We start from the raw sequence: 23062 nt of genomic DNA on the forward strand, positions 1-23062 counted from the left end.
AGCATTTACTGCGTAAGCCCATGCCGGTCGAAGATACCAGGCCGCTGCGACTGTTTATTAAAAACACAGCACTCTGCAAACACGAAAGTGGACGTATAGGGTGTGACGCCTGCCCGGTGCCGGAAGGTTAATTGATGGGGTTAGCTAACGCGAAGCTCTTGATCGAAGCCCCGGTAAACGGCGGCCGTAACTATAACGGTCCTAAGGTAGCGAAATTCCTTGTCGGGTAAGTTCCGACCTGCACGAATGGCGTAACGATGGCGGCGCTGTCTCCACCCGAGACTCAGTGAAATTGAAATCGCTGTGAAGATGCAGTGTATCCGCGGCTAGACGGAAAGACCCCGTGAACCTTTACTATAGCTTTGCACTGGACTTTGAATTTGCTTGTGTAGGATAGGTGGGAGGCTTTGAAGCGTGGACGCCAGTTCGCGTGGAGCCAACCTTGAAATACCACCCTGGCAACTTTGAGGTTCTAACTCAGGTCCGTTATCCGGATCGAGGACAGTGTATGGTGGGTAGTTTGACTGGGGCGGTCTCCTCCTAAAGAGTAACGGAGGAGTACGAAGGTGCGCTCAGACCGGTCGGAAATCGGTCGTAGAGTATAAAGGCAAAAGCGCGCTTGACTGCGAGACAGACACGTCGAGCAGGTACGAAAGTAGGTCTTAGTGATCCGGTGGTTCTGTATGGAAGGGCCATCGCTCAACGGATAAAAGGTACTCCGGGGATAACAGGCTGATACCGCCCAAGAGTTCATATCGACGGCGGTGTTTGGCACCTCGATGTCGGCTCATCACATCCTGGGGCTGAAGCCGGTCCCAAGGGTATGGCTGTTCGCCATTTAAAGTGGTACGCGAGCTGGGTTTAGAACGTCGTGAGACAGTTCGGTCCCTATCTGCCGTGGACGTTTGAGATTTGAGAGGGGCTGCTCCTAGTACGAGAGGACCGGAGTGGACGAACCTCTGGTGTTCCGGTTGTCACGCCAGTGGCATTGCCGGGTAGCTATGTTCGGAATAGATAACCGCTGAAAGCATCTAAGCGGGAAACTAGCCTCAAGATGAGATCTCACTGGGACCTTGAGTCCCCTGAAGGGCCGTCGAAGACTACGACGTTGATAGGTTGGGTGTGTAAGCGCTGTGAGGCGTTGAGCTAACCAATACTAATTGCCCGTGAGGCTTGACCATATAACACCCAAGCAATTTGTTGACTCGAAAGAGCACCAGATTGCGGTGTGTGAAGACGAAACGAACCGAAAGTTCGAGATACTCACAAAACACCGAAAGCTATCACATACTCAATTTGCTGAAGCGAGGCCAGCTGGCCACGACTCAGTACCCGAATTTTTTGACGACCATAGAGCATTGGAACCACCTGATCCCATCCCGAACTCAGCAGTGAAACGATGCATCGCCGATGGTAGTGTGGGGTTTCCCCATGTGAGAGTAGGTCATCGTCAAGATTAAATTCCGAAACCCCTGTCTGCTTACGCAGACAGGGGTTTTGTTTTTGGGCGCGATTTGCCGACGGTGTTAAAGTCCCTCCCTCGCTTTTGCATTCTTCAAGGAAGCCGCTATGCCGGACGCGACGTCACTCAATGCTGCTTTTATGGTGGTTCAAAGCAACAGCCTGGAAGAACTGCGCAGTCTGGTGATCAACGTAATGCGGCGTTATCCGTTGGCTCCCCTGGAAAATGAAATTGCCCTGGTGCAGAGCAACGGTATCGCCCAGTGGCTGAAGCTGGCATTGGCAGAAGACCCGGAAGCCGGGGATACGGGGGGCTGCGGCATAGCGGCCGCGATTGATGTGCAGTTGCCGGGCAGCTTCATGTGGCAGCTCTATCGTATGGTGCTGGGCCGTGACGAGATTCCGGCCAAATCCCTGCTGGATAAGGCCCCACTGACCTGGCGGCTGATGCGCTTGTTGCCCGAGCTGATCGATCAGCCGCACTTCGAACCCCTGCAACGCTTCCTCACCCACGACACCGACCTGCGCAAGCGCTACCAACTGGCCGAACGGCTGGCGGATCTGTTCGACCAATACCAGGTGTATCGCGCCGACTGGCTGGAAGACTGGGCCGCCGGTCGCCATCAACTACGCAATGTCAGGGGCGAAGCCAAGGCGCTGACGCCCGCCAACTGCTGGCAGGCCGAATTGTGGCGTGCACTGTTGCTGGATGTCGGCACAGAGGGCATGGCGCAAAGCCGTGCCGGAGTCCATCAACGCTTCATTGAACGCATCAACAGCCTGGACGCAGCGCCAAAAGGCTTGCCTTCCCGAGTGATCGTTTTCGGTATTTCTTCACTGCCTGCTCAAGCCCTCGAAGCGCTCGCCGGGTTGGCACGTTTCAGTCAGGTGCTGCTGTGCGTACATAACCCCTGTCGGCACCATTGGGCGGACATCGTCGCCGATAAAGATCTGTTACGGCACCAATACAAGCGTCAGGCGCGCAAGGCCGGAATGCCCGTGGTACTCGACCCGCAAAGCCTGCATCAACACGCCCATCCATTGTTGGCGGCCTGGGGTAAACAGGGGCGTGACTACATCAATTTGCTCGACAGTTATGACGATCCCGGCAGCTATCGTTCGGCCTTTCGCGATGGACGAATCGATCTGTTCAGCGAAAACCAGCCAAAGAATATGCTCAACCAGTTGCAGGACGACATCCTCGAGTTACGTCCTCTGAATGAGACCCGCGAACTCTGGCCGGCGATCGATCCCGCACAGGATCACTCGATCCGTTTTCACATTGCCCACAGCGCCCAGCGTGAAGTGGAAATCCTCCACGACCAGCTGCTCGAGCGCTTCAGCGCCGATCCACAGTTGAACCCTCGCGATGTGATCGTGATGGTCCCGGATATCGACAGTTATGCGCCGCATATCCGCGCGGTATTTGGCCAGCTTGAGCGAGATGACCGACGTTTCATTCCCTTTACGCTGGCGGACCAGGGTCAGCGTGGCCGCGATCCGCTGCTGATTGCCGTGGAACATCTGCTCAAGCTCCCGGACAGCCGTTTCCCGGTCAGCGAGATTCTCGATCTGCTGGATGTTCCAGCCTTGCGCGCTCGCTTTGGGGTTGAGGAGCGCGACCTGCCGACCTTGCATCGCTGGATTGAAGGCGCCGGTATTCGCTGGGGCATGAACGCCGAACAGCGCGCCGGGCTCGGTCTGCCGGATGAGCTGGAGCAGAACAGCTGGCGTTTCGGCCTGCGCCGGATGCTGCTCGGTTATGCCGTTGGCAGCGGCGCTGCGTGTGACGGCATTGAACCTTACGATGAAATCGGCGGGCTGGACGCCGCATTGATCGGGCCGCTGGTGGCCTTGCTCGATGCATTGCAGATCGCCCATCAGCAACTCTCGCTGCCGGCACCGCCACAGCAATGGGGCGAGCGTCTGCAAGCACTGGTACAGGTGTTCTTCCTGGCCAGTAATGAACATGACGACTACCTCCTGGCTCAGCTCGAAGACTTGCGCGAAAGCTGGCTGGACACCTGCGAGTCGGTTGGCTTACAGGATAAGCTACCGCTGACCGTGGTCCGTGAGGCCTGGCTGGCCGGTCTCGACCAGGGCCGGCTATCGCAACGCTTTCTGGCCGGGGCGGTGAATTTCTGCACCTTGATGCCGATGCGCGCGATTCCTTTCAAGCTGGTCTGCCTGCTTGGCATGAATGACGGCGACTATCCGCGTGCGCAGCCACCGCTGGACTTCGATCTGATGGGCAGCGACTACCGTCCCGGCGACCGTTCGCGGCGTGAGGATGATCGCTACCTGCTGCTCGAGGCTTTGCTCTCGGCGCGAGATCAGCTGTACATCAGTTGGGTCGGACGGAGCATTCGCGACAACAGCGAGCGTCCGGCGTCGGTATTGATCGGTCAGTTGCGCGATCATCTGGCCAGCGGTTGGCGGCTGTCCGATAGCGATGAATCGCTGCTTGAGGCAATGACTCAGGAACATCCACTGCAACCCTTCAGTGCACGCTACTTCCATGAAGGCGATGCGCTGTTCAGTTACGCTCGAGAGTGGCAGTTGCTGCATCAGCCATCGGCACCAGCCAGCGAACTCCCAGCGCTTGCGGCCTACCACCAGGAGGAGCCGCTGAGCCTCGGCCTTTTGCAGGACTTCCATCGAAATCCGGTGCGACATTTCTTCAGTCAGCGGCTCAAGGTGTTTTTCGAAGCCGCCGAGGTGCCGCTGGCGGATGAGGAGCCCTTTGTCCTCGATGCGTTGCAACGCTATAGCCTGAGCGACAGCTTGCTGGAAGCCGCCCTTGGCCATGGGGATCAGCCGGATCAGGCATTGGCAGCCCAAGCCAAACGCTTGCAGGGTTGTGGTCTGTTGCCGATGGCCGGGTTCGGTGAACGCCTGCAACAGGAACTGATCGAGCCTTTGCCGGATTTGCTGCAACGCTATCAGCAGCTGTTGGCGTTATGGCCGACACCTCTCAACAGTGCCTTGCCAGTGAGCCTCGAATTGCACGGAATTGCTCTTGAAGGCTGGCTCAGTGGCCTGCATCAACGCAGCGATGGCGGATTATTGGCTGTCACTACGATCCCCAACAGCATCGGTTCGATAAAGACCCGCAAATGGCATCGGCTGACCCGCCCCTGGGTCAATCATCTGGCGGCCTGTGCCAGCGGGTTGTCGCTGACCACGGCGCTGGTGGCCAGCGACGACAGCTTGTTGTTGCCGCCCCTGGAGAAGAACGCAGCCCTGAAAACCTTGGGCGATCTGGTGCAGGCCTGGCAATCCGGCATGCGTCAGCCATTACCGATTGCGGTAAAAACCGCTTTCGCCTGGCTGGCTCAGACCGATCCGCTCAAAGCCGAAGCGGCCGCGCGCAAAGCCTATGAGGGTGATGGTCAAACCACTGATGGCGAGCGCCGCGAAAGCCCGGCCCTGGCCCGGCAATTCGCCGATTACAACGCTCTGGTTGCTGACGAAACCTTCGCCAACTGGTGCGACGCGCTCTATCGCCCGCTGCTTGAAGCCCCGTGGCGATCATTGGCCAGCGAGGAGGCTCGCTCATGACCACCAAGACACCTCTGGCATTGGCGTTCCCCCTGCGAGGCAGCCAACTGATCGAAGCCAGCGCCGGGACCGGCAAGACCTTCACCATTTCGGCGCTCTATCTGCGCCTGGTGCTCGGCCATGGTGGTGAGCCCGCCGGCTTCGGCCGCGAATTGCTGCCGCCGCAGATTCTGGTGGTGACCTTCACCGATGCCGCGACCAAGGAGCTGCGTGAGCGTATCCGCACCCGTCTGGCCGAAGCGGCGCGGTTTTTCCGCGATGAAACGCCGGCACCGGATGATTTGATCAACCAGTTGCGCGAGCAGTACAGCCCGGAGCAATGGCCAGGTTGCGCCAATCGCCTGGACATCGCGGCGCAATGGATGGACGAGGCGGCGGTCTCGACGATTCACAGTTGGTGTCAGCGCATGTTGCGCGAGCATGCCTTCGACAGTGGCAGCCTGTTTACCCAGACCCTGGAAACCGACCACAGCGACTTGCTCGGTGAAGTGCTGCGCGATTACTGGCGGCTGTTTTGCTACCCGATGCAAGGGGATGCGCTGAGCTGGGTGCGTGCCAACTGGGGTGGCCCGGCCGCCTTGTTGCCGCGAGTCCGCGCCTTGTTTGCCAGCGAACGCGACAACGCCCATGGCAAAGCACCGGCCGAGCTGATTGCCGAATGCCTGCAGGAGCGACGCGAGGCCTTGGTGCAACTCAAGACGCCCTGGCTGCAATGGGCGGCCGAGCTGCGCGCTATCTGCCTGCAAGCGGTCACCGACAAGGCCGTCGATGGGCGCAAGATGCAGGCGCGCTACTTCGAGCCCTGGTTCGAAAAAATCAGTGCCTGGGCTGCGGAGGAATCCCAGGAACAATTGGATATCGGCACCGGCTTCAGTCGTCTGACCCCGGACGGCATGGCTGAAGCCTGGAAAGGCCAGGCCCCGAACCATCCTGGGCTGGACGCGATGCCCGGGCTCAAAGCCAGCCTGGATGCCTTGCCAACCCCGGATGCCGCAGTCCTGCAACATGCTGCGCAGTGGGTCGGTGCGCGCTTTGAAGAAGAGAAGCGCCGGCGCGCCGAAATGGGCTTCGACGACATGCTGCTGCGCCTCGACGCCGCCCTGCAAGCCGACGGCGGCGAGCGCCTGGCGACCTTGATCCGCGAGCAATTCCCGGTCGCGTTGATCGATGAGTTCCAGGACACCGACCCGGTGCAGTACCGGATCTTCGAGAGCATCTACCGCATCGAGGACAATAATCCCGAAAGCGGGCTGTTCCTGATCGGTGACCCGAAGCAGGCGATCTACGCCTTCCGTGGCGCCGATATCTACACCTACCTGCGCGCGCGCCAGGCCACCAGTGGCCGCTTGCACACCCTGGGCACCAACTTCCGCTCCAGCCATGGGATGGTCAAGGCGGTGAACCATGTATTCGAGCGAGCCGAGTCTCGTGAACTTGGCCGTGGTGCGTTTCTGTTCCGGGAAAACAGCGGCGAGAACCCGGTGCCCTTCCTGCCCGTTGCCTCCCAGGGACGCAAAGAATTTCTGCAGGTCGATGGCCAGCCGCTGCCTGCGCTGAACATCTGGCAGTTGTCCGCCGAACAGCCATTGTCCGGTGTGGTTTACCGGCAACAACTGGCCGCCGCCTGCGCCAGTGAAATCGTCGCGCTGCTCAATGGTGGTCAGCAGGGCCGAGCGGGGTTTGTTCGAGGCGGTGATGAGTTGCGCGGCCTGCTGCCGGCCGATATCGCGATTCTGGTGCGTGACGGCAAAGAGGCCCAGGCGGTACGCGCCGAGCTGTCCGCCCGAGGCGTACGCAGCGTCTACCTGTCGGACAAGGATTCAGTGTTCGCCGCCCAGGAAGCTCATGACCTGCTGGCCTGGCTCAAGGCCTGCGCCGAGCCGGATGTCGAACGGCCGTTACGTGCGGCACTGGCCTGTATCACGCTGAACCTGCCGCTGGCCGAGCTGGAGCGTTTGAATCAGGACGAACTGGCCTGGGAAGCGCGGGTCATGCAGTTCCGCGGCTATCGGGCAATCTGGCGCAATCAGGGTGTGCTTGCGATGCTGCGCCGTCTGCTGCATGACTTCCAGTTGCCTCAGGCGTTGATTGCTCGCAGCGATGGTGAGCGAGTGTTGACCAATCTGTTGCACCTGTCCGAACTGCTGCAGCAAGCCGCCGCCGAACTCGATGGCGAACAAGCCTTGATCCGGCATCTGGCCGAGCATCTGGCATTGTCGGGGCAGGCCGGCGAAGAGCAGATTCTGCGGCTGGAAAGTGACGAGCAATTGGTCAAGGTGGTGACCATCCACAAGTCCAAAGGCCTCGAGTACCCCTTGGTGTTTCTGCCGTTCATCTGCTCGGCCAAGCCGGTGGATGGCAGCCGCCTGCCGCTGCATTACCACGACGCGGCGGGCAAGGCGCAGGTGTCGTTGAAGCCGACCGCCGAGCTGATTGCCCAGGCGGATGAGGAGCGTCTGGCGGAAGACCTGCGCTTGCTCTACGTGGCACTGACTCGTGCGCAACATGCTTGCTGGTTGGGCGTCACCGACCTCAAACGCGGCAATAACAACAGTTCAGTCCTGCACCTCTCGGCATTGGGTTATCTGCTGGGGGGGGGCGCTGCCCTGACCGAGTCGGCCGGCTTGAACCGCTGGCTGGAAGACTTGCAGCAAGGCTGCGAGGCGCTGAGCTATCGCGAAATGCCGCAAGCCACCGATGAATGCTTCCATCCGCCGCGCAACGAAGCGCGCTTGCTCGCGCCGCTGATTCCTAAACGCAAGGCTGCGGAGAACTGGTGGATCGCCTCCTATAGCGCCCTGCGCATTGGCGAGCGCATGAGCGCCGGCAGCGACGAAGCACCGGAAAGTCCGCAGGCGCAGAAGCTCTTCGACGATGAGCGACTTGATCCGGATTCCCCTCGGGCAGTCATTGCCAGCGGTGGCGATATCCACCACTTCCCCCGTGGCCCGAACCCGGGGACCTTTCTCCACGGCTTGCTCGAGTGGGCCGGTGACGAAGGTTTTGCCGCGGATCGGCACAGTATCGAAGATGCCATCGGCCGGCGTTGCAACCGCCGTGGTTGGGAAGGCTGGATCGGCACCTTGAGCGACTGGCTGCAGCACCTGCTACAAGCGCCATTACCGATCGGCGCCGGACAGCCGCCCGTGGTGTTCGAACAATTGACCCAGTACCGGGTCGAGATGGAATTCTGGTTTGCCAGCCACAAAGTCGACGTGCTCAAACTCGATGAACTGGTGCGCCAATACACCCATAACGGCGTGTCCCGGGTGGCGGCAGAACCGGTGTTGCTCAATGGCATGTTCAAGGGCTTTATCGACCTGACCTTCGAGCACCAGGGCCGTTACTACGTCGCCGATTACAAATCCAACTGGCTGGGCGTCGATGATTCGGCCTACACCGGGCAGGCGATGGAACAATCGATTCTCGACAACCGCTACGACCTGCAATATGTGTTGTACCTGCTGGCCCTGCATCGCCAACTCAAGGCGCGGCTGGCCGACTACGATTACGAGCGGCACATGGGCGGGGCGCTGTATCTGTTTTTACGTGGCACCCAGGCCGCGAGCCGGGGCGTGTATTTCAGTCGTCCGCCGCGGGAGTTGATCGAACGTCTGGACCGGCTGTTCCAGGGCAAACCGGAACAACCCAAGGCTGAACCCGCCTGGGAACAGGGAGTATTGCTATGAATCGTTCCTTTGCCGATTTGCTGCCGACATCGCTGGCCGCGCAAAGCCTGGCCGAGCTGGCGCCCTTGAGTCGAGCCGACGACCTGTTGCTGTTGCTGGAACGCTGGGTCGAACGCGGCTGGCTGAGGGCGCTGGACAAAGCCTTTGTCGCCTTCCTGCATGAACTGGATCCCCAGGGTGACCCGCTGGTGTTGCTGGCGGCGGCGTTGACCAGCCATCAACTGGGCCACGGGCACGTCTGCCTGGATCTGTTCGAGACCCTCAAGGAGCCGGACTTCGCCCTGTCGTTGCCGCCGGAAGGCGAAGTACCGAGCGCTGCCATGTTGTTGCCTTCGCAACTGCTCGAAGCCTTGGAAGGCGCGCACTGGTGCAAGGTCCTGGCCTTGAGCAAATTGGTCGCGCTGGCCGTCGATGTCAGTGACGACGCGCAGCAGCGGCCGTTGGTGTTGTCCGGCAAGCGATTGTATTTGCGCCGTTACTGGGCTTATGAACGGCGCATCGACAGCGCCCTGCGCCAGCGTCTGGCGGCCGACGAAGCAATACCCGATCATCTGCCGGAACGTTTGAGCAGCTTGTTTGGTGTGGCCGCTGGCGAGGCGCCGATCGACTGGCAGAAACTCGCCTGCGCCCTGGCCACTCGCGCAGCCTTCAGCATCATCACCGGCGGCCCCGGCACCGGCAAGACCACCACCGTGGTGCGTCTGCTGGCACTGCTGCAGGCGCCAGCGGTGGAGTCCGGCAAACCGTTGCGTATCCGCCTCGCCGCCCCCACCGGCAAGGCCGCCGCACGGTTGACCGAATCCATCAGCCAACAGGTTCGTACCCTGACAGTCCCGCAAAACGTGCGGGACAAGATTCCCACGCAAGTCACCACCGTGCACCGTTTACTCGGCAGCCGCCCGGGCACCCGGCACTTTCGTCACCATGCCGGCAACCGCTTGCCGCTGGATGTGCTGGTGGTCGATGAAGCCTCGATGATCGACCTGGAAATGATGGCCAACCTGCTCGACGCCTTGCCGGCCCATGCCCGGTTGGTCTTGCTCGGCGACAAGGACCAGTTGGCCTCGGTGGAGGCCGGTGCGGTGCTCGGTGATTTGTGCCGCGATGCCGAGGCCGGTTGGTACAGCCCGCAGACTCGCCAATGGCTGGAGTCGGTCAGCGGTGAAAACCTGAGTGCCAGTGCTTTGCACGAAGACACTGAAGGCGCTCATCCGTTGGCCCAGCAAGTGGTGATGTTGCGCCACTCCCGGCGATTTGGTGAGGGCAGTGGCATTGGCCAGTTGGCCCGCTGGGTCAACCAGCAACACGCCGATGAGGCCCGCAAACTGTTGGCCGCGCGCAGCCATGCCGATGTGTTTTCGCTGGCGCTCAAGGGCGAGCAGGATCGCGCTCTGGAGCAGTTGGTGCTGGAAGGACAGGGCGACGGCCCGCAGGGTTATCGGCATTACCTGAGCTTGCTACGCAGCCAACGCCCGGCAGTCGATACCGCGCTTGAGGATCCACGCTGGACCGAATGGGCGCGCGAGGTGTTGCAAGCGTTCGACCGGTTTCAGTTGTTGTGTGCAGTGCGCAAGGGGCCCTGGGGCGTCGAGGGCTTGAACCTGCGCATCACCGGCGCGCTGCTCAAGGCCCGGCTGATCGACAGCGACCAGCAGTGGTACGAAGGTCGCCCGGTGCTGATGACCCGCAACGATTACGGCCTGGGGTTGATGAATGGTGATATCGGCATCGCCCTGAAACTGCCGGAACGCGATGGTCCACAGGCCGGTAAACAAGTGCTGCGCGTGGCATTCCCGCGCAACGATGGCCAGGGTGGCGTGCGTTTTGTCTTGCCCAGCCGGCTCAATGATGTGGAAACCGTGTTCGCCATGACCGTGCACAAATCCCAGGGTTCGGAATTCGCCCACACCGCGTTGATTCTTCCTGACGCACTGAATCCGGTGTTGACCAAGGAGCTGATCTACACCGGAATAACCCGCGCCAAGGACTGGTTCAGTCTGATCGAACCCCGGCCGGGTGTGTTCGAAGAGGCGGTGCGGCGCAAGGTCAAACGCCTGAGTGGGTTGATGCTGGAGCTCGGGTGATATGGGAGCCCTGTGGCGAGGGAGCTTGCTCCCGCTCGGCTGCGCAGCAGTCGTAAAACCGATGCACGCGTTCTATCTGAAGATACGCGGTGACTGATTTTAGGGCCGCTGCGCGCCCCAGCGGGAGCAAGCCCCCTCGCCACAAAGTGAGAGCTTGCCCCCAAACCTGGCAAATTACCCCACCATCGCCAGCGGCATTTCAGGCGTAGCGGGCAGCCCCATGAAGCGTCGGACCCGCTCCCCCTCCTGTTCATTGCGAATGGCGTGCGGGCTTGCATCCAGCTGAATACGCCCGTCCTCCATAAAGATGACCCGATCGGAAATCGACATCGCGAAGTCCATCTCGTGGGTCACGATCAGCATGGTCATGCCTTCCTTGGCCAAATCGCGGATTACGTTCAATACGTCGCCCACCAGCTCCGGATCGAGGGCTGACGTTGGTTCGTCGAACAGCATGATCTGCGGCTCCATGGCCAATGCCCGGGCAATCGCTACGCGCTGCTGCTGGCCGCCGGAAAGTTGATGCGGGTATTTGTGGGCATGGGCGAGCAAGCCGACTTTATCCAGCAGCGCATAGGCCCGTTGTTCACTCAAGGTTCTGGCACTGCCGTGGAAGCGCGGCGCCAGCGTGATGTTGTCGAGAATGCAGCGATGGGGGAACAGGTTGAAACTCTGGAAGACCATCCCGATATGCCGCACACCCTGGCGGACTTTGCTGCTATTGAGGTTGTCGCCGGCGTTGATGAAGCTTTCGCCGAACAGCATGATTTCACCTTGATCAATGCTCTCAAGACCATTGACGGTGCGAATCAGTGAGGTCTTGCCCGAGCCGGAAGGACCGATGATGGAGACCACCTGGCCGCTGCCGATTTTCAGGTCGATGCCCTTGAGCACTTCATGATCGCCGTAACTTTTATGAATGTCCTGCAGGTGCAGGATCGAGTCCGCTGCGGAGTTGGTCTGTGTGCGGGCCACAACGACCTGCGACGAAATAGCCGACTTGAGTTCGGCCACAGCGGCGTCGTCGAGGGTTTTCGGTTTGCGCTGGTTCAAGTCCAGAGAGTGTTCCAGGCGCTGCAACAGCCAGCCGAACACGCTGACGATCAGTACGTAGTACACCGCCACCGCCGCCAGGGTTTCCATCACCAGGAAGTTTTGCGCGTACAGGCGTTGGCCGACAGTGAGCAGTTCGGTCAGGGAAATCACCGAGACCAGCGACGTCAGTTTCACCACGGTGATGTATTCGTTGATCAGCGTTGGCAAGGAAATACGAAACGCCTGGGGAATCACGATCAGCCGTTGCAGCCCGAGCAGACCAATACCCAGGGCGCGTCCGGCTTCTTTCTGGCCCTTGGCGACCGAGATCAGACCGCCGCGATGGATTTCCGCCATGTACGCCGCTTCCGTCACCACCAGGGCGAACAGTCCGGAATAGAACGGGTTGGACAACACCGAACCGGTGGCCGGGAACAGCTGTGGCAGGTTGTAGACAAAGACCACCAGTACCAACAGCGGAATACTGCGAAAGAACCAGATGTACACCGACGCTGGTGTCCTGAGCCAGGCAGCGCTGGACAGCTTGGCCGACGCCAGCAAAAAGCCCAGCAGCATCCCGATGAACCACGCCAATGCGCTGAGTTCAATCACCGTGACACAGGCATGCCAGAAGCTCGACATTGAGAACAGGGAGAAAAAGTAAGACCAATCAAATTGCATAAACACCTCAAGCCGCCGTATGTCGCTGAAGTCGTGGCGCGCGGGCAAGCCACGCTCCCACAGGTTGGGGACAGTCCTTGTGGGGGCGGGTTCGCCCGCGATAGCTCGTCAGTCAGCTATGGGTTCCAGGTTGTACTTGCTCAGGATCGTTGCGTACTCGCCGCTTTTCTTGACTTCAGCGAAGGCCTTGAGCAGCGCCTGATAGGCGGCGTCGTTACCTTTCTTGACGAAGATCCCGAGGGTCTGCTGATAGACAGGGTGCTGGCTAGTCACCACTACTCGACCATTGGTGCGCTCGGCGATCATCTTCGCGGCGCCAGCGATTTCCAGTTGGGCCTGAATGTTTTTCGACAAGAGCGCCTGGGTGACTTCCGGAGCCGACGGGTATTCGCTCAGGCTGATGGCGCCCTTGTTATTCGGCACGCAGTAGTTGGTCGAGAGCTTCTGCAATTCGCTGACCCAGGTGGTGCCCTGTTCCAGTCCGACTTTCAGGCCACAGAGGTCTTCCGGGGTTTGCAGGTTCAGACCGCTGTCTTTCGGGGCCATGATTGACGCACCGGTTTTCGCGTAGGCAATGGTCATGGCCTGAGTCTGGCGCTCTGGAGTGATGTACATGCCGGAGATGATTGCGTCATAACGCCCGGCATTCAGACCGAGGATCAGGCTAGGGAATTTGGTGTCGACGAACTCGGCTTTCGCTTGCAGATGTTTGGCCAGGGCGTGACCGAGCTCCGGGTCGGAACCGACGACGTTTTTCTCGGCATCGTAGGATTCGAAGGGCGGGTAGGTGATTTCCATGCCGATCTTCAACTGGCCTGGTGTTGCGGTCGTTGCAAGGCTGGCAGTGGCGCAGAGCAGGCCGGCGGCGAGCAGGGTCAGGCGCGATGCAGTATTTTTAGTGAACATGTTCGGTGACTCCAAAATAGGGACGTAGTGGTCGACGACAGGTTTCAGGAAGGCTGCGCCTGGTTTTTCAAATGGCCAAAGCTCGATGGCTTTCGGGCTTTTTCCGGAAGCCGGATTTCGCCGTTTTCGACCCGCTTGCGCAGGTATTGGTAAGTCTGCAAAGCCTGGCCGTACATGTGTTCACCGATAGCGATCTGTTCATAGTCGTGTTCGGCTTTGGCAAAGCTGGGCAGCGGTTTGATTTGGGTATGGAAGTCGCAGGCATAGAACAGCGGGAAGGAGTAGCGCTCTTCACTCACCGAGCGCACGCGGTGAGCGGTCGCCACGAAGGTGCCCGCGGTCATGACTTCGAGCATGTCGCCGATATTCACCACGAAAGCGTCTGGAACAGGCGGCGCATCAATCCATTGGCCAAGGTTGTTCATCACCTCCAGCCCCGGTTTGTCAGCCAGCAAAATGGTGAAGCACTCGTAGTCGGTGTGCGCGCCAATACCGGGTGCGTCCTGGACCGTGTCGTCGAAGGGGTAGTGGATCAGCCGCAGCTTCGAGGGCGGGCGGGTGACCATGCTGTCGAAATAGTCTTCTTCCAGGCCCAAGGCCAGGGCAAAGCCACCGAACAGCCGGCGACCCAGGGCGAAGATCGCCGCGTAGTAAGCCTGCACCGCTTCCTTGAAACCGGGGAGCGACGGCCATTCATTCGGTCCGAGCAGCGGGGTGTTGGCCAGCACCAGCGGGTCGTCTGCCGGGACTTCGAAGCCGATATCGAAGGCTTCCTTGTGATCCGGTTTGCCCTTGGCGTAAACCTCTTCGCCTTCCGGGACATACCCTTTATGGGTCTTCGATGTGCCGATGTAATGCTGCATCTTGGTGTCGAATGGCTGAGCGAAATAGTCCTTCGCCGCCTGACGCAAGTTGGCGATCAGCTGTGGATCAATGCCGTGGCTGGTGATGTAGAGAAAGCCGACATCACTGGCAGCCAACCCAAGCTGCTCGGCGACGGCCAGTCGATGTTCCAGTTCGATGCTGAACAAGCCGGCGATATCCACCACCGGAATGCTGTGGAAGTTAGCGTGGGTCGCACTATTGATCTTCTCAGGCATGACGCAAAAACCTCACAGGAGGGTTGAGTGGTTGAAGCGATCGAAGTGTTCGCGCTCGGTCCTGGCCATCCAGATATTCAGCGACCACAGGTCGGCGACCGGCACATTGGTGAAAGGCAGGTGATGCAAATAGCCGTCGGCGCCGAACTCTGGCGTCAGGGTGCTGACCTGATAGCCGCGAGCCTGCTGGGAGCGCCAGATGGCTTCCCAGTGCTGTTGATGGAAGGCCAGTTCCCGGGCGTATTCCGGGGCAGCGGGATGGGGAACCTGCGGGCCCTGGTCATAACCGACCCGGGCCTGAATATGGTGTACGCGCTCGACGAAGGCACTCAGGTCATCCGCCGGGTCATTCAACAGGCGTTCGCAGGTGACCACCCAGTGGCTGATATCGCTGGTGAAACGCAAGTCGGGTAGCTGTCGGATCAGCTCAAGGGTCAGCCAGGGGTTGAACAGCGAGCGCGAACGGTGAGTTTCGAAGCTGCAGAACTGCCCGTGCTTGCGCGCCAACTCCATGGCCTGCCCGAAGAACTCCACCTGCTGCACCAGTGGCCAGCGGTCATTGCCGGCCAGCACATTGACGAAGCGTGGGTTGAGCTCGGCGGCCCAGGCGAGTTTTTTGTCCAGATCAAGGAGGTGTTCGGCGGGCGCTGCGGATTGTTCCGGCAGCACGTCATAGGCGGTAAAAACCGTGCTGATGTAACCGACTCGATTGGCCTGTAAAAAGGCCCCGAACTCGGCTCGCTCGCGGGTTTCCAGTGGCAGGCGGGCTTCCATGCCGTCGAAGCCGGCTTCCAGCAACTCATCGAGTGCCTGAGCCTTGCTCGCGGTATAGCCCCAAAGGGTACGGAATATTTCAAGTTTCATCGGCGAACCTCCACGATTCCTTCAACTACTCAAGGCTCGACGGCGGTCCATGACCGAGTCGGGCTGTTACGGCAGTAGTAAAAGGTTTCCATGAGTCGGATCTCTGGGTATCCGTTCTCAATCGATCGTTGTTAATTTTTATTGTTATTACGGCCGCTGGCGGCCGCAGGTACGTTGGCGCCGATGGTAGGCAGGACACGGGGCCGGGAAGAATAGCAAACTCAAAATTGTTACTTCAGACTTTTCTGAACAATTAGGCACCTATCTATCAGCGCAGTTTCGTGAAGGTTTCAGCGGCTGTGCTACCGTTTGGGCATCGCCCTGACGATTGAAGAGAATCCCTGCATGGATGTGGACGGTAACGCCGGTCCCATGAAGCGCCTGCGCCAGCACAGCCGTCCTACATTGCACTCGGTCATTGGCCGCGGACATTGGATCGTTGCGTTGGTGGCGGTGGCCATGGCCAGCCTTTCCTTGACCCTGCTCAGCGTTCTGGCCTTGCGCGTCCATGCCGATCACAACCTGCATTTGATAGCCCGCTCGATCAGCTACACCGTCGAAGCCGCAGTGATGTCCGACGACAAGGTCGCGGCCACTGAAGCGCTGGCGTTGATTGCCTCTACCGAGGAGGTCGCGCAGGCCGAGGTCTTCGATGCGCGCGGGCGCTTGCTGACGCATTGGCAGCGCCCGGAATCCGGATTGCTCTTTGATCTGGAAACGCAGATCGCCCGGGCCTTTCTGGAAAAACCGATCACCCAGCCGATCCTTCATCAGGGCCGGGAAATTGGCAGCATCCTGCTCACTGGACACGGCGCCAGTCTGCTGCGCTTTTTGCTCAGTGGTCTGGCCGGCATTCTGTTGTGCACCGCCCTGAGTGCCTGGGTTGCGCTGTATCTGGCGCGCCGTCAGCTTCGAGAAATCATAATTCCGTTGCACCGCCTGGCCAGTGTCGCCCACACGGCGCACATTGAGCGAGCCTTCGACCTACGGGTACCACCGACCGAAATTGCCGAGCTCGATAACCTGGGCAACGACTTCAATGCCTTGCTCGATGAAATGGAAACCTGGCAGACGCACCTGCAAAACGAAAGCCAGTCACTGGCCCACCAGGCCAGCCATGACAGCCTCACCGGCCTGCCGAACCGGGCGTTTTTCGAAGGCCGACTGATCCGAGCGTTACGCAATGCGAAGAGGCTCGACGAGCGGGTCGCGGTGTTGTTTCTCGACAGTGATCAGTTCAAAGGCATCAACGACCACTTCGGCCACGCAGCCGGTGATGCGGTATTGGTAGCCGTCGCTACTCGGGTCAAAGCGCAGTTGCGCGAAGAGGATCTGGTGTCGCGCCTGGGCGGTGACGCGTTCGCTATTCTGCTGACGTCCCTGCACAAGAACGAGGACGCCGAGCGCATTGCCGAGAAGATTATTGCCAGCATGGACCTGCCGGTGCAGCTGTGGGGCAGCACCTCAGTCCTGACGTCTCTGAGCATCGGCATTGCCATCTACCCCGATCATGGCGCTTCCCCGGGTGCCCTGCTCAATGCCGCCGATGCGGCGATGTATCAAGCCAAATGCCTTTCCCGAGGGCAACACACTGCGGGGGCGGACCTCCCGGCTGCCAATGTTCAAACCAGAGGCTAATCCCCTTGATTGTGCTGAGCGCAGATCAGTCGGCGAACAGCATCGAGCGGGTTTCCCCCATCAGCAGCCCGCGATTCTGTTCGGTCACGCTGCGGATATAGTCCCACAACAGGGTGATCCGCTTGAGCTTTCGCAGGTCTTCGCGGCAGTACATCCAGAACTGTCGAGTGATGTTGATCTCTTCTGGCAGCACCGGCAGCAGGCGCGGGTCCTGAGCGGCGAGAAAACACGGCAGGATCGCCAGCGAGCGGCCCTGTTGCGCGGCGACATACTGAGCGATCACGCTGGTACTGCGCAGGGTGGCGCTGGCGCCGGGCAGTACGTTTGCCAGGTAAAGCAGTTCGGAGCTGAACGCCAGATCGTCGACATAACTGATGAACTGGTGTTTGCCCAGGTCCGCCGGGCGGCGGATGGGCGGGTGTTTGTCGAGGTAATCCTGGGTCGCGTACAGCTGTAACCGGTAGTCGCAGAGTTTGCAGCACACGTAGGGGCCGTGCTCCGGACGTTCGAGGGCGATGACGATATCGGCCTCGCGCTTGGACAGGCTGATGAAGTGCGGCAGCGGCAGGATGTCCACCGAGATCGCCGGGTAGGTATCGACGAAGTGGCTCAGCTGCGGGGTGATGAAGAAGCTGCCAAAGCCTTCGGTGCAGCCCATGCGCACATGGCCGGAAAGCGCCACGCCTGACCCCGAGACCTGCTCGCAGGCCATGTGCAACGTGCTTTCGATCGACTCGGCATAGCCCAGCAAGCGTTGACCTTCGGCAGTCAGCACGAAGCCGTTGGTCCGTGATTTTTCGAACAGCAAGGTGCCCAGTGCACCTTCCAGTGAGCTGATGCGGCGCGACACGGTGGTGTAGTCCACCGCCAAGCGCTTGGCGGCCGTGCTGGCCTTGCGTGTTCGGGCGACCTCGAGGAAGAACTTCAGGTCGTCCCAGTTCAAAGAGCTTAAAGACGTGATGTTTTTTTGCATGTTGGACCGGCTTTTATGTGCGTTCTTATTAGAAGTTTGCACATCTATACTCCAAAAACAGTCCGATAACCAATTCGGGACGCACCCTCATTTCAAGGCGACGACACGCCTTGGCTGTCTGCATCACCACTCTCTTCAATAACAAGAAGCCAGGAGACCATCATGAACGCATCTCTCACGCCAGACGAAACCACCCTGCAACGGGTCAAGCTGCTGATCGACGGCGAATGGGTCGAGTCGCAGACCACCGAATGGCACGACATCGTCAACCCGGCCACCCAGCAAGTGCTGGCCAAAGTTCCGTTCGCTACCGCCGCTGAAGTCGACGCCGCCATCAGCGCCGCCCATCGCGCCTTCCAGACCTGGAAGCTGACGCCGCTCGGCGCGCGGATGCGCATCATGCTCAAGCTCCAGGCGTTGATTCGCGAACACTCCAAACGTATTGCGGTAGTCCTCAGCGCCGAGCAGGGCAAGACCATTGCCGACGCTGAAGGCGATATTTTCCGTGGCCTGGAAGTGGTCGAGCACGCCTGCTCCATCGGCAGCCTGCAAATGGGCGAGTTCGCCGAGAACGTCGCCGGTGGCGTCGACACCTACACCCTGCGTCAGCCGATCGGCGTCTGCGCCGGGATCACTCCATTCAACTTCCCGGCAATGATTCCGCTGTGGATGTTCCCGATGGCCATCGCCTGCGGCAACACCTTCGTGCTCAAGCCTTCCGAGCAGGACCCGATGTCGACCATGCTGCTGGTTGAACTGGCGCTGGAAGCCGGCGTTCCACCGGGCGTGCTCAACGTGGTGCATGGCGGCAAAGACGTGGTGGATGCGCTGTGCACCCACAAGGACATCAAAGCCGTATCGTTCGTCGGTTCGACCGCGGTCGGCACCCATGTCTACGACCTGGCCGGTAAACACGGCAAGCGCGTGCAATCGATGATGGGCGCAAAAAACCACGCAGTGGTGCTGCCCGACGCCAACCGCGTACAGGCCCTCAATGCCTTGGTCGGTGCCGGTTTTGGTGCTGCTGGCCAACGTTGCATGGCGACATCGGTGGTGGTGCTGGTAGGCGCCGCCAAGCAATGGCTGCCGGACCTCAAGGCGCTGGCGCAGAAACTCACCGTCAATGCCGGCAGCGAGCCGGGCACCGATGTCGGTCCGGTGATTTCGAAAAAGGCCAAGCAACGTGTGCTGTCGCTGATCGAAGCGGGCATCAAGGAAGGCGCGAAGCTGGAACTCGACGGCCGCGACGTCAAGGTTCCGGGGTTCGAACAGGGCAACTTCATTGGCCCGACCCTGTTCTCCGGCGTGACCACCGACATGCAGATCTACACTCAGGAAATCTTCGGTCCGGTACTGGTGGTGCTGGAAGTCGATACCCTTGATGAAGCCATTGCGCTGGTCAACAGCAACCCGTTCGGCAACGGCACCGGTCTGTTCACCCAGAGCGGCGCAGCAGCGCGTAAGTTCCAGACTGAAATCGACGTTGGCCAGGTCGGCATCAACATCCCGATTCCAGTGCCGGTGCCGTTCTTCAGCTTCACTGGTTCCCGTGGTTCCAAGCTCGGCGACCTCGGCCCGTACGGCAAACAAGTGGTTCAGTTCTACACTCAGACCAAGACAGTCACCAGTCGTTGGTTCGACGATGACAGCGTGAACGATGGCGTGAACACCACCATCAATCTGCGCTGATCGAGGAGAAGAACATGAAGATTGCATTTATCGGTCTGGGCAACATGGGCGCGCCGATGGCGCGCAACCTGATCAAGGCCGGCCACCAGCTGAACCTGTTCGACCTGAACCATACCGTGCTCGCCGAACTGGCTCAACTGGGTGGCACCATCAGCACTTCACCGCGTGAAGCGGTTCAGGGCACCGAGCTGGTCATCACCATGTTGCCGGCCGCCGCCCATGTGCGCAGTGTCTGGCTGGGGGAAGACGGTGTGCTGGCCGGGATCGCCAAGGGTGTGCCAGCGGTTGATTGCAGCACCATCGATCCGCAAACGGCTCGCGATGTAGCGCAAGCTGCGGCCAAACAAGGCGTGACCATGGCCGATGCCCCGGTCTCCGGTGGCACCGGTGGTGCCCAGGCAGGCACCCTGACCTTCATGGTCGGGGCAACGCCGGAGCTGTTCGCCACCCTGCAGCCAGTGCTGGCGCAAATGGGCCGCAACATCGTCCTTTGCGGTGAAGTCGGCACCGGGCAAATCGCCAAGATCTGCAACAACCTGCTGCTGGGGATTTCCATGGTCGGCGTCAGCGAAGCCATGGCATTGGGCGATGCATTGGGAATCGACACCCAGGTGCTGGCCAGCATCATCAACAGCTCGACCGGGCGTTGCTGGAGTTCGGAGATGTACAACCCATGGCCGGGCATCGTCGAAACGGCGCCAGCCTCGCGTGGCTACACCGGCGGTTTCGGTGCCGAGCTGATGCTCAAGGACCTGGGCCTGGCCACTGAAGCCGCGCGTAAGGCGCACCAGCCGGTGGTACTCGGCGCAGTGGCCGAGCAGCTGTATCAGGCGATGAGTCAGCGTGGGGAAGGTGGCAAGGACTTCTCGGCGATCATCAACAGCTATCGCAAACCCCTGTAGGAGCTGCCGCAGGCTGCGATCTTTTCGCATGCAACCCGGTAGCAATCTCCCGAGAGCCCGCATGGGTGGGCTCTCGGTTTTTTTGTGTTTGATGAGACCCTGATCCCTCTGTAGCAGCTGCCGAAGGCTGCGTTCGGCCGCGCAGCGGTCGTCATTCTGAATGTCATATCCATCTGACGAACCGTGGTCTCAGGTTTTACGACCGCTTCGCGGCCGAACGCAGGCTGCGCCAGCTGCTACAGGTTCAGGCAAAAACGAAATACTTGCGCACGGTCTCGACCACTTCCCAGGTACCTGTCATCCCCGGCTCGATGACGAAAATATCACCCGCCCGCAGATGGATCGGCGCCATGCCGTCCGGGGTGATCACGCAGTAGCCTTCCTGGAAATGGCAGTATTCCCACTTCACATACTCGACCCGCCATTTGCCCGGGGTGCAGATCCAGGTGCCCATGATCTTGCTGCCGTCTTCGCTGGTGTAGGCGTTGAGGTTGACGGTGTGCGGGTCGCCTTCGAGCTTTTCCCATTTGCAGGCATCGAGTACTGGCAAAGGGTGGGTATCGCGAAGAACGGTAATCGGTGCGGTCATGATGACTCCGAGCGGTAGGGAGAACTGAAGTCGCACCCTATAGCGCCTGGCGTGGTGCCAGTTGTCTGTACTCGACACTCAGCTGTCCAGAAACGCAGCGTTCGTCATGCATCCACGCCACCGATCGGCGGATCAGATCAGGCGTTTGAACGGGCGGTTTTTTTCATTGAAACTTCCTCCCGGTAAATGCCTGATTCTTGGCAGTATGTGCGAAAAATCCGGGCCTTCCCGAAGGCTTTCGCAAGAATATTCACAGCTATCAACCGTATCATTCACTTCGGGAACAGGCCGAGAGCTTTGCAATGGAAAAAACAATGTCGTGGTGGGATATCAGCCCGCCCTTGAGTATCGCGACACCTACCTGGCCGGGTGATACACCTTTTCAGGAGGAGCGCGTCTGGACCTTCGGGCCTGAGTGTCCGGTGAATGTCGGGCGTATCACCCTGTCGCCGCACACCGGTGCCCATGTCGATGCGCCGCTGCATTACAGCGCTGACGGCGCGGCCATTGGTGATGTGTCGCTGGATGTCTATATTGGCCCTTGCCGGGTGCTGCATTGCCTGGACAGTGGCCGGCTGGTGCACCCTGAGCAGCTAGAAGGTCGTTTGCAAGACCTGCCTGAGCGCGTGCTGCTGCGCACCTATCGCCAAGCGCCGTTGGCCGCCTGGGATCCGCACTTCACTGCCGTCGCCAAGGAAACCGTCGACTTGCTGGCGAGCCTCGGCGTGCGCTTGATCGGTATCGATACGCCGTCGCTGGACCCGCAACAATCCAAGACCATGGATTCGCACAACGCGGTGGCCCGCCACGGCATGGCCATTCTCGAAGGCATCGTGCTCGATGAGGTCCCGGAAGGGGACTATGAATTGATCGCGCTGCCGCTGCGTTTCGCCAACCTGGACGCCAGTCCGGTCAGGGCGATTTTGCGTCCACTGAATAAACCGCCACGTGAGGAGCCTGCTCAATGAGCCAATGTCCCTATTCACCTGCCAACCAGACAGAGGAATGGCATAACGCCGAGCTGAATTTCTCCGACTCCATGAGCTACGGCGATTACCTCGACCTGGGCCGTATTCTCAGCGCTCAGCACCCCTTGTCGCCGGACCATAACGAGATGTTGTTCATCATCCAGCATCAGACTTCCGAGCTGTGGATGAAGCTGATGCTGCACGAGCTCAAGGCCGCTCGCGAACACCTCAGGCTGGGAGAGTTGCCCCCGGCATTCAAGATGCTGGCACGGGTCTCGCGGATATTCGATCAGTTGGTGCATGCCTGGACAGTGCTGGCCACCATGACCCCCACCGAATACCACGCGATACGGCCGTTTCTGGGGCAGTCCTCGGGCTTCCAGTCGTTCCAGTACCGCGAGATCGAATTTATCCTGGGCAACAAAAGCGCGACCCTGTTACGCCCCCATGCCCATCGTCCCGAGTTGTTGCAGGAACTTGAAAAGGCGATCGCCACCCCTTCGCTGTATGACGAAGCGATCCGCTTGATGGTCAATGCTGGCCTGACCATCGATCCGCAACGCTTCGAGCGCGACCCGAGCAGCCCTACGGAGCATGACGCCTCGGTCGAAGCGGCCTGGCGCGTGGTCTATACCGACCCTTCGCAATACTGGGATTTGTATCAATTGGCCGAGAAGCTCATCGACCTTGAGGATTCATTCCGGCAATGGCGCTTCCGGCATGTGACCACGGTCGAGCGAATCATTGGCTTCCAGCCGGGAACCGGCGGCACCGAAGGCGTCGGCTATCTGCGCAAGATGCTCGACACCGTACTGTTCCCGGAATTGTGGCGGGTGCGTTCGACCCTCTGACCCCGGATAAACAAACGGCCCGGCATTCATCGAATGCCGGGCCGTTTTTGGTTGAGCGGAAGATCACTTTT

At 60.0% G+C, this 23062-nt stretch carries 14 protein-coding genes and 2 rRNA genes; 10 read left to right on the plus strand and 6 right to left on the minus strand.

Annotated elements, in window-relative coordinates:
* The 5 genes from F8N85_RS16335 to recD form a co-directional block, all read left to right on the plus strand.
* A 23S ribosomal RNA gene (locus tag F8N85_RS16335) occupies positions 1 to 1181 on the plus strand; the annotation flags it as partial.
* 159 nt (positions 1182 to 1340) lie between these two features.
* Positions 1341 to 1456: ribosomal RNA gene (gene rrf, locus F8N85_RS16340) — 5S ribosomal RNA — on the plus strand.
* Positions 1457 to 1569: 113 nt separating this feature from the next.
* Positions 1570 to 5022, plus strand: a complete 3453-nt coding sequence (recC, locus tag F8N85_RS16345) for an exodeoxyribonuclease V subunit gamma (RefSeq protein ID WP_150804600.1) — start codon at positions 1570 to 1572, stop codon at positions 5020 to 5022.
* Complete coding sequence (gene recB, locus F8N85_RS16350; protein ID WP_150804601.1) at positions 5019 to 8711, plus strand: exodeoxyribonuclease V subunit beta; 3693 nt, start codon at positions 5019 to 5021, stop codon at positions 8709 to 8711. The genes recC and recB overlap by 4 nt, the downstream gene beginning before the upstream one ends.
* Positions 8708 to 10795, plus strand: a complete 2088-nt coding sequence (recD, locus tag F8N85_RS16355; RefSeq protein ID WP_150804602.1) for an exodeoxyribonuclease V subunit alpha — start codon at positions 8708 to 8710, stop codon at positions 10793 to 10795. Before recB ends, recD begins: the two co-directional genes overlap by 4 nt.
* A 174-nt stretch (positions 10796 to 10969) precedes the next feature.
* Here recD and F8N85_RS16360 read toward each other — a convergent pair whose 3' ends face one another.
* The 4 genes from F8N85_RS16360 to F8N85_RS16375 form a co-directional block, all read right to left on the minus strand.
* Positions 10970 to 12511, minus strand: a complete 1542-nt coding sequence (locus F8N85_RS16360; protein ID WP_150804603.1) for an amino acid ABC transporter permease/ATP-binding protein — start codon at positions 12509 to 12511, stop codon at positions 10970 to 10972.
* A gap of 108 nt (positions 12512 to 12619) precedes the next feature.
* Positions 12620 to 13417: an ABC transporter substrate-binding protein gene (locus F8N85_RS16365; protein WP_150804604.1), complete on the minus strand. Its 798-nt coding sequence runs from the start codon at positions 13415 to 13417 to the stop codon at positions 12620 to 12622.
* Between the two features lie 44 nt (positions 13418 to 13461).
* Positions 13462 to 14517: an isopenicillin N synthase family dioxygenase gene (locus F8N85_RS16370; RefSeq protein WP_150804605.1), complete on the minus strand. Its 1056-nt coding sequence runs from the start codon at positions 14515 to 14517 to the stop codon at positions 13462 to 13464.
* A 12-nt stretch (positions 14518 to 14529) separates the two neighbouring features.
* The gene (locus F8N85_RS16375) at positions 14530 to 15381 is read right to left on the minus strand and encodes a sugar phosphate isomerase/epimerase family protein (RefSeq protein ID WP_150804606.1); all 852 of its coding nucleotides are present in this window, start codon (positions 15379 to 15381) and stop codon (positions 14530 to 14532) included.
* A gap of 372 nt (positions 15382 to 15753) precedes the next feature.
* Here F8N85_RS16375 and F8N85_RS16380 point away from each other — a divergent pair, with 372 nt between their 5' ends.
* Positions 15754 to 17019, plus strand: a complete 1266-nt coding sequence (locus tag F8N85_RS16380; protein WP_150804724.1) for a diguanylate cyclase domain-containing protein — start codon at positions 15754 to 15756, stop codon at positions 17017 to 17019.
* 25 nt (positions 17020 to 17044) lie between these two features.
* Here F8N85_RS16380 and F8N85_RS16385 read toward each other — a convergent pair whose 3' ends face one another.
* Positions 17045 to 17992 carry a LysR family transcriptional regulator gene (locus F8N85_RS16385; RefSeq protein ID WP_150804607.1) on the minus strand — a complete coding sequence of 316 codons (948 nt, stop codon included), beginning with the start codon at positions 17990 to 17992 and terminating at the stop codon, positions 17045 to 17047.
* Positions 17993 to 18154: 162 nt separating this feature from the next.
* Here F8N85_RS16385 and F8N85_RS16390 point away from each other — a divergent pair, with 162 nt between their 5' ends.
* Complete coding sequence (locus F8N85_RS16390; protein WP_150804608.1) at positions 18155 to 19681, plus strand: CoA-acylating methylmalonate-semialdehyde dehydrogenase; 1527 nt, start codon at positions 18155 to 18157, stop codon at positions 19679 to 19681.
* Positions 19682 to 19695: 14 nt separating this feature from the next.
* The gene (gene mmsB, locus F8N85_RS16395) at positions 19696 to 20583 is read left to right on the plus strand and encodes a 3-hydroxyisobutyrate dehydrogenase (RefSeq protein WP_150804609.1); all 888 of its coding nucleotides are present in this window, start codon (positions 19696 to 19698) and stop codon (positions 20581 to 20583) included.
* Between the two features lie 244 nt (positions 20584 to 20827).
* Here the strand turns inward: mmsB and F8N85_RS16400 are convergent, their stop codons facing one another.
* On the minus strand, positions 20828 to 21172 hold the full coding sequence (locus tag F8N85_RS16400) for a cupin domain-containing protein (protein ID WP_150804610.1): 345 nt from the start codon (positions 21170 to 21172) through the stop codon (positions 20828 to 20830).
* 302 nt (positions 21173 to 21474) lie between these two features.
* Between F8N85_RS16400 and kynB the strand changes: the two genes are divergently transcribed.
* Together kynB and kynA are read left to right on the plus strand one after the other, a co-directional pair.
* Positions 21475 to 22140 (plus strand): arylformamidase, encoded by a 666-nt coding sequence (kynB, locus tag F8N85_RS16405; protein WP_150804611.1) that lies wholly within the window; start codon positions 21475 to 21477, stop codon positions 22138 to 22140.
* Positions 22137 to 22991: a tryptophan 2,3-dioxygenase gene (gene kynA, locus F8N85_RS16410; protein ID WP_150804612.1), complete on the plus strand. Its 855-nt coding sequence runs from the start codon at positions 22137 to 22139 to the stop codon at positions 22989 to 22991. The genes kynB and kynA overlap by 4 nt, the downstream gene beginning before the upstream one ends.
* The last annotated feature ends 71 nt before the right edge of the window (positions 22992 to 23062 follow it).

The sequence above is a fragment of the Pseudomonas fluorescens genome, from assembly GCF_902497875.1.
Taxonomy (GTDB): domain Bacteria; phylum Pseudomonadota; class Gammaproteobacteria; order Pseudomonadales; family Pseudomonadaceae; genus Aquipseudomonas; species Aquipseudomonas fluorescens_BR.

Coding starts and splice junctions, on each gene's coding strand:
- recC (WP_150804600.1), top strand. CDS start 1,570: ATGCCGGACGCGACGTCACTCAATGCTGCTTTTATGGTGGTTCAAAGC.
- recB (WP_150804601.1), top strand. CDS start 5,019: ATGACCACCAAGACACCTCTGGCATTGGCGTTCCCCCTGCGAGGCAGC.
- recD (WP_150804602.1), top strand. CDS start 8,708: ATGAATCGTTCCTTTGCCGATTTGCTGCCGACATCGCTGGCCGCGCAA.
- F8N85_RS16360 (WP_150804603.1), bottom strand. CDS start 12,511: ATGCAATTTGATTGGTCTTACTTTTTCTCCCTGTTCTCAATGTCGAGC.
- F8N85_RS16365 (WP_150804604.1), bottom strand. CDS start 13,417: ATGTTCACTAAAAATACTGCATCGCGCCTGACCCTGCTCGCCGCCGGC.
- F8N85_RS16370 (WP_150804605.1), bottom strand. CDS start 14,517: ATGCCTGAGAAGATCAATAGTGCGACCCACGCTAACTTCCACAGCATT.
- F8N85_RS16375 (WP_150804606.1), bottom strand. CDS start 15,381: ATGAAACTTGAAATATTCCGTACCCTTTGGGGCTATACCGCGAGCAAG.
- F8N85_RS16380 (WP_150804724.1), top strand. CDS start 15,754: ATGAAGCGCCTGCGCCAGCACAGCCGTCCTACATTGCACTCGGTCATT.
- F8N85_RS16385 (WP_150804607.1), bottom strand. CDS start 17,992: ATGCAAAAAAACATCACGTCTTTAAGCTCTTTGAACTGGGACGACCTG.
- F8N85_RS16390 (WP_150804608.1), top strand. CDS start 18,155: ATGAACGCATCTCTCACGCCAGACGAAACCACCCTGCAACGGGTCAAG.
- mmsB (WP_150804609.1), top strand. CDS start 19,696: ATGAAGATTGCATTTATCGGTCTGGGCAACATGGGCGCGCCGATGGCG.
- F8N85_RS16400 (WP_150804610.1), bottom strand. CDS start 21,172: ATGACCGCACCGATTACCGTTCTTCGCGATACCCACCCTTTGCCAGTA.
- kynB (WP_150804611.1), top strand. CDS start 21,475: ATGGAAAAAACAATGTCGTGGTGGGATATCAGCCCGCCCTTGAGTATC.
- kynA (WP_150804612.1), top strand. CDS start 22,137: ATGAGCCAATGTCCCTATTCACCTGCCAACCAGACAGAGGAATGGCAT.